This is a genomic window from Mesorhizobium sp. WSM4806, from assembly GCF_055811635.1.
In genome coordinates this window covers 1-527 of the sequence record NZ_JBVVQZ010000071.1, presented here as the reverse complement: position 1 = coordinate 527, position 527 = coordinate 1, and the positions used below count along the sequence as shown (strand labels likewise).

Here is a 527-nt window from a genome sequence, read left to right as displayed (position 1 = left end):
GGTCGTGTCCCACCGCGTGGTGTAGGTCGGCGATAGCGAAGCCGCTCGCGAGCGCCCTCAACAGCGCTGTAGCGAGCGAGCGGCGCAGCGGCGGTCATCGATGTTCTTCGGTAGGGTTGGGTTGCTGACACAACCTGATTCGAAGGAACCACCGATGACCAACGACATGATGAACCTGCGCACGCTCGTAGAGAAGACCCCCGATGCCGATATCCTGCGCGAGATGATCGGCTTTGCCGCCGAGCGGCTGATGGAGCTGGAGGTGGGCGCCGCCACCGGCGCGGCCCATGGCGAGAAGAACCCACTGCGGCTTGTCCAGCGCAACGGCTACCGCGACAGAGACTGGGAGACGCGGGCCGGCACCGTCGAGCTGCGCATCCCCAAGCTCAGGAAGGGCTCTTACTTCCCGAGCTTCCTTGAGCCGCGGCGCATGGCCGAGAAGGCGCTGATCGCCGTCATCCAGGAGGCCTACGTCCAGGGTATCTCGACGCGCTCGGTCGACGACCTGGTCAAGGCGATGGGCATGA

Annotated in this window: 1 protein-coding gene; it reads left to right on the top strand. The window is 65.3% G+C overall.

The window, feature by feature from the left end:
* Nucleotides 1–154: 154 nt before the first annotated feature.
* Nucleotides 155–527 (top strand): transposase (locus AC0L2M_RS34625; RefSeq protein WP_473537273.1); only part of this gene is annotated, 373 nt, incomplete at its 3' end.